The organism is Chthonomonas sp., from assembly GCF_035294165.1.
Classification (GTDB): domain Bacteria; phylum Armatimonadota; class Chthonomonadetes; order Chthonomonadales; family Chthonomonadaceae; genus Chthonomonas.
The window spans coordinates 1-6801 of the sequence record NZ_DATGLN010000096.1; the positions used below are offsets into that span (position 1 = coordinate 1).

General features: G+C 56.5%; 3 protein-coding genes. All 3 read right to left on the bottom strand.

Annotated features, from left to right (window positions below; all coding sequences use genetic code 11):
* Positions 1 to 1212, bottom strand: a 1212-nt coding sequence (locus VKV29_RS05045; protein WP_324200211.1) for a hypothetical protein, incomplete at its 3' end; no start/stop codon positions are given.
* Positions 1213 to 1227: 15 nt separating this feature from the next.
* Positions 1228 to 2463, bottom strand: coding sequence for a multicopper oxidase family protein (locus tag VKV29_RS05050; RefSeq protein WP_324200212.1), 1236 nt, complete (start codon positions 2461 to 2463; stop codon positions 1228 to 1230).
* Positions 2464 to 3844: 1381 nt separating this feature from the next.
* Positions 3845 to 6801, bottom strand: a 2957-nt coding sequence (locus VKV29_RS05055) for a CRTAC1 family protein (protein WP_324200213.1), incomplete at its 5' end; no start/stop codon positions are given.

A 6801-nucleotide genomic window follows, 5' to 3' on the forward strand; every position in this document is an offset into this window, starting at 1 on the left:
CTGATGCTGTAGATTCTGAAGGGTTCGGCGAGGGCCGATGTGTTGATTGAAGATGTTTTGGAAATGGAACACAAACCCTATTTCAAACCGGTTTTCATCTTTCGGCTGTCCTACGGCGGAGGCATAAGCGCCTCCTCGATGCTGATAGATATACTGAAGGACAAGGTCGAAGCCTTCTCCTAGGCGTTTTGCACCGGTAAGTGCAAGGGCGAAGGTGTTGGCGTCGTGCACGCGGGCATAGTTGCGGAAGCCTGCTGTGAGGGCGACCTCGTAGCCCGGCACGCCGTTAAGCGCATAGAGATAGCGCAACGAGAGCGCCACGGAGTTGGCCGCCGCACGGTAGGTATCGGCAAAGCCGGTGAAACTATGAAGGCCGTTGCTGAAGCTGTAGATGTCGAGCAGGCGCAGATCGAAACGATGAATGGGATCGGGCGCGATGTTGTAGATGATCCCGCCATAGAGAACATCGGCCGGCCCGCCTTGGGCGCTTCCGATGGTTTGATGTTCGTAGCCAAGCCCCCAAAATGGTATCTTGACGATGCTCTCTAGGGCCGGTGGCGCTTCATAGCGAAAGGTAAGACCGTAGGAGTTGATGCCGGTTTGGCCGGCTCCAGGAGCTGCGGTTTGGAGGAGATGTTGCACGTGTAGGTTGAAGAAGTTGCGCAGGTGGCTGTTCCACTCAACGGCGGCCACATTACTGTAGCGCGTTTCATCGGCAATGGCCCCATTGGAGAAAGGATTGGGCAGGTTCACGAACTCATTAAGGTCATCGCCACGCAGAGTGGGGAAGTCGAAAAGATGGGTAGGGGTGTTCGCGCGGCCGATATAGGCCTCGAAAGGTTGCGTCTGATAGTCGAGGTAGAGTTGGCTAAGCAGGAGGCCGGTTTTGCTGACCGCCTCGCTTTCACCGGTCGTGACGGTGCCAAGCACAAGGCTGCCGATGCCCCCATGATAGAGCCGCTGAGAGATGCCGAGCAGAAGGGACGAGTCGGCGAAATCCAGGTCTGTGGTGCTGCCGGAGCCGGTTGGCGGCGGTGCAGGGCGCGGCGTTTGGTAGTTTAGAGTGGCGATGCCGGTGCCATCAAGCTCGATCTGGGGGACGATGGAGGGCTTTTCTGGAATGGGGCCTGCCGAGCCTTGCGCCCCCGCTTGGCTGCAGGTCAAGGCGATGGTGATAGCAACAAACACTGGTGTCCATTTATGCATTCGCATGTTCTCTCCTTTTCTTTAAGAGTTCACGGCCACATAGTCCGGCACATGCACGCCGGCCTCTGCCATATCTTCGTACATAAGCATTGTCATCATTCCTCCAGGTGCAACCCCGTTATTGGTGGAGGCGAGATCGCTATGATCGTGGAAGTGCCAACTGCCTGGGTTATTCCCGTGAATGATGATGTCGCAGGTGCCGCCCGGAAACACCGGTATGGTGTTCAGTTGAATAGGAGAGGACAGGGGCGCACCATCACGACAGACCTCCCAAAAATCGTGGCCGTGGAGGTGCATGAAGTGGGGCATAAACCCGGCATTGATGAGGCGCACGCGTATGAACTCGCCACGCCGGATGCGTAGAGGCTCCGTCATCGGATAGGAGACTCCGTTGATCATGAAGAAGTTGGGCTTAGGCGGCTCTATCGAACCGGCCAGGCTGGGGTCGTAAGGGGGTATCCAGCCATCGGCGATGGCTTTGAGAAAGGCCTCTTTGTTAACGAACCAACCCATCATCTTGCCCGACATTTCACGCATCAGTTGTGGCGAGCCGTTCATGGCATCCATCACGCGCCCCATCTGTAGCATCTCATTCATCTGCTCACGCACCATGTTGAGGTCAATCTCACTCAACACCAGGGTGTAGTCGCGAGTGTAGGGAAACAGTTTGCGGACGGGGTCGTCGTCGGACTCCACGATCAGCGCGCCATACATGCCGGCCTGAATATGCAGTGGGGTCATGTTGTGGCAATGGTAGAAGTGAGTGCCGGCCGGTTGGGCGCGGAATAGGTATTGAAAGGTCTGGCCATAAGCCACCGGAAACTGGGTCTCCATGGGGACGCCATCCATCTCGTTAGCCAACTGCATACCGTGCCAGTGGATGGTATGAAAGTCATGAGTTTTGTTGGTAAAGTTCACCTTTACCCACTCGCCCTCTTTCACGCGAATTTCCGGGCCGGGCACAGTGCCGTTGTAGGCATAAGCGTGATATTCGATGCGCGGCAAAATCTCATGCCGGGCAATCACTAGCTCGATATCGTATTCGTGGATAACATCTCCGGGTTTTGGCATTTCGCGTGGGTTCCAGCGTGGTTCGATGCGCATGGGGTCGAACTGCGTAGGCCATCCCTCCACGGAGGCCACAGAGCTGGCAGTGGGTTCGGTTTGTGCCTGCGCATTGCCCATTGCCATGGCTGCGCCCACACCGCCAACCAGCGACAAGAAGCGACGTCGTTCTATCGGTCTGTTGGAAAACATGGTATCCCTTCCTTTCTTAGTTTGTAACCAGGCGATTGCGTCTCTCGCAACGATAGACAGGATAATGCGACCGAAATAGATTTCGCGAAAATATTTACCGCTATCGAATGGAGAAAGCAGAAAATGAACGAATGTTTAAAAGGCGCAATCTAGCCTAAGAAAGGAGGGGCGCGAACAGAGGGTTGAGTGTTCGAAGCGGATGTAAGAGGAGGAGCCGAGGAACGATGGAGGGCGAGGCACCGTGCTGTGGTGGGTGTATGTAAGGTAGAGAGCCTCGGCATAACTCCCATATATTGGAAGGTGTTGTGATGGACGAGCAAAGGACTTTTGCCATGAGGAGCGCATCCACACCCTAAAAAAAGACAGGATGGAGCGGACGGTTGGCGATGCGAGCAGCAACAAGCAGAACGGTGGCCCTGGCAGCAACCAGGATGGGGTGAGAGCGGCAAAACAGCCGTTGAGGACTGCGGGAGAAGTCCCAAAAGCCCCAACAGGATGCCGATTACAAAACATCGGATGTAGTTGTTGCGCAAAAGCGTCACCGTTCTCACCAGTTCTATAGGCACAATATACCTTACCCTATATACGTCTAAAGAGAGGGAGGTATTCCGCGGTCGGAATTTTTTTGTTCTAACAGACTCAAGGCGGTTGTAGAGCTTGTTAGCACAACAGGCCTTGAGGGGAAGGGCGTCGGCCTTGAGGGGCGGGGGGTGGGGGCTGCTGATACGGACAGTCTCACGGTTCTAGAGACAGATAACTAGCAAGCCAATCTCGCTCGCCCCCTATCCCATCCTTTCCCCCTATTAGGGAGGTGCGAGCGCACGGCGATGCAGCGGCCAATGAGATAGGCGATGAAGGGAATAAAACAGGCCGCTGAGTTGCTCACCGCGAGGTGCCCCTCTCCCTAATAGGGAGAGGGGGAGGGCGTCGGCCTTGAGGGGAAGGGCGCAGTGCACAGCACCGTAGGCCTTAAAGAGCCGGCGAGATGAACAACTGTCATTTCGAGCCGCAGGCGAGAAATCTTGCGTTTCACTGCCCACCAGTTCTGTGGGGGTAGGGGGTGGGGCTGACAATCTCACAGTTCTAGAGGTAGTTTGCAAAATAAGCCTGTCTTGCTCGCCCCCTATCCCATCCTTTCCCCCTATGAGGGAGAAAGGGGGCGGTTGTGTTAAGTTTCCAAAGGGGAGCTTATCATAGAAACCTGCCGGTAAACTTACTGGTCTCCCCTCTCCCTAATAGGGGGAGGGGTGGGGGCTGTAGAAGCGCACGGCGATGCAGTGGTCAGGGAAAGAGACGGTTACGGAAACTGTGCTGGCCGAAAAGGCGCCGTCCGAGAGGACGCCCACCGCCAGGTGCCTCCTTTCCCCAATAGGGAAGAACATCAAGGGCGAATACCTCGCATGAAGGCATAGGGGGCGACCCAGCGGGTTTGATAGGTAAGCCAGTCTTGACGATGCTTTTGGTAAACAGGGTCGTCTGCAAGAGGGCCGGGCGGTCGGTTGTAGTTTGGGTTGGCATGAGATGGTAGAGGCAACACCGTCTTTGAAAAAGCCGTGTTGTAGTTACCATCTTTTTCCCATCCATCGCCGATCATGATGAAATCGCGCGTCCAGCCGGGTGGGGGAGGCGGCAGTGCGCGGAAGGTTAGCTGCAGTTCGTCGCCTGCATTCATAATCACATATCTATCGTCTATATGGGTTAGCAGCGGACGAACATCGCCGTAACGGGTGTAGTAGCCGATCAGGTCACGCCATTTCTCCACTTTGGTAGCTACTTGGTAAGAGACGGGAAGTTCTGGAGAGAAGGCGTCTTTGGCACGAATATCGGAAAAGCCTCGATAGCGCAAAACGGCCGTATGAATCGGCAATAGCCGAATATGGAGGGGTGTGCTCGGCAGGCCGACGGCCCAACGAATGGCATCCCAATAGATTTCGAGGTTCGTTCTTAGGCGAATCCGTCGGGGGGCACCGGGGCGGAACACTCCATCTAAATTGATCAGAATGGTTTTGAGCTTGCCTTCTGGAAACCCCAAATTCTTACGAACCTCGATCCATCGGCCTTTTGCATCCGGCACCCAAAGCGAAAGGCTTTGTGGTTTGGGGTAATGGCTGTGGCTGATGGCCACGTTGATCGAGCTATCTGTTGGGTGAATCCAGCCTTGGCAGACCAGCCAAAGGGGACCCGGATACGGTGCATTGCTCAGGTCAAGCTCAACCCAATGGTCGCGGGTAATGCCTTGGAATCGCCCCAGACCAAATCCACCGAGATAGCGCCCGTCACGTGCAGCAAGAATGGGCGATACATCGTGCCCTTGATCATCTTTTGCCCAGGCTACCGGATGGAGGGGGCCGGTTACGATCAGTTTATGCGGAGGGGGTGGCATGGCAAAGCGCTCGTCCGTCCACACCTCTGTGCCTTCAGGATGGTCTACGGCCATGAGGGCCACATAGTCGAAGAAGTGGGTTTCCCAAAGCTCTGCGGTGATGCGTACATCGTAGAGGCCCTCTCGCGGCACAAGTTGGTCTCCTCGAATCTTCACCCAGTCGGTGGTTTGAGGGGTGCCTGCCGTCTCTTGGGCGTCTATGCGCAGCCCCAGGGGCGAGCTCCAGAGAAAGTCGGTAACAAAGGCGAACTCCTTTCCATTCCACGCCCACAAGAAGGGGCAAGAGCCGGTAAGGCGGTGAGGGGCGGGCACAGAGGCATCGGGCTTCAGCGTATCGAGGAACTCGGCGCTGGAGTCGCCGTTAGGCCAAACCGTGCGCAGAACATCCACGTGGGGATAGGTGCCCAAGCCAAAGTGGACGACCGGTGCCAGAATAGGCTGCTTTTCATAAAGGAGGCCGGCGCGCATCTCCATGGTGCCCCCGATAGCGAAGGAGTTGATGCGCGCGTTGCCGGTGGAGGTGGTATGTGAGCGGAACTCGGTGGGGTCGGGCGCAGGGCGCAGCTCCTGCCAATGATAGGCTTTAGGCGAACGGGCAAGCAACTCCACCGGTTTTCCTTGGGCATCGGTGCCAACGAGATCGAGCAGGCCGTTGTTGGTAAGGTCTTCTAAAGCGTTGACGGCATAAGGAAGCGTGAGATAGGGCGGATAGTGCCAGCGCTCATCGCAAAGCCAAATCTGTGTGGTATGCCCATCGGAGGCCACGATGTCCTCGCCGCCGTTATTATCCAAATCGCCCATCAACAGGGTTGCTTTCCCCGGCATCAGATCGTGGGGTGCGTTAGGCCAGGTGGTGAGGTGGGCGCTTTTCCATGAGGTGCTCTCTGCGTCCCAAAAGATACGCAGGACGGCTCCTGTTGTTGTCAAAGCTAAAAGGTCTATATCGCCGTTTGGGTTCGCATCGCCTACCGCCAGGGCGGCCAATTTGTCCATTACAGCCGGCCCTTTTTCCGGTTGAAACAGGCCGGAGCGCAGGTTTGCATACAGGTGGAGACGGCCATGTGCATCTAAGAAGCAGGGAGTGGGGTTGCCGCTATCATCGAGGTCTGCCCAGGCAAAAGCGCGGGCGTCGGTTAGGTCGGCAAAGGGATAGAGGGGGGTGAACGTACCATCCCCATTGTTGCGCAGTTCTATGGGCTTTCCATGGAGGGGGGCGAGGATGATATCCATGTTGCCATCCGCATCCAGGTCGGCTTGCCATGCGGCTACATAGGGGGTGGTAAGGAGAGAGGTGGGCAGGTGCGTTTGGGCGGTAACATCCTGAAAAGTCTGTTGGGGAGTCTGTACGTAGAGCCGAAAGCCACCGGCGCCCGCGAGGGCAAAATCCATTCTGGCATCGTAGTTGACATCGAGAGGAAGAATGCCCTCCGTTCCGGGAGGAACGGAGGCGGAGCCACCCGGAAAAGCAAGACGTTGCCCGTTTCCAAGCCAAACGGTTTTGGCGTCGGCCACATAGAGCAGGGGGGTGCCACTGCTATCCAGCCAGGTAGCACCTGCAACAACGGCATGGTTTAGAGGGGCGGTGATAGGTTGGGGGCTATAGGAGAGCTGAAGATCGGGTGGGGCCGGGGTGGAGGGCGGGTTGGGAAGCTTCAAAAAGTGCAAGATCGGCTCGCCTATCTGGTTAGCGCTGCCTGCTAGCGCCAAGCGGCTTTGAAAGTAGGTGCCGGTGAGGGTGAGGCTGTTTTCCAGAAATCGTGAGAGAAGCGCTGCTTGGCGAATATTGTTGGCCTGAACGGCCGCCTTAAGCTGTGCAAAAAGCGACAAGGCCTCCTTTGGAAAGGTGGTGGTTCTTGCCTGCAGCATGGCGAGCGCCTGCTTAAGGGTGGCAACATCTCCTTGACGTGCGGCCACCTGCAGAAGTTGCAACTGGGCGAAAAGGTTATCGGGGCGTT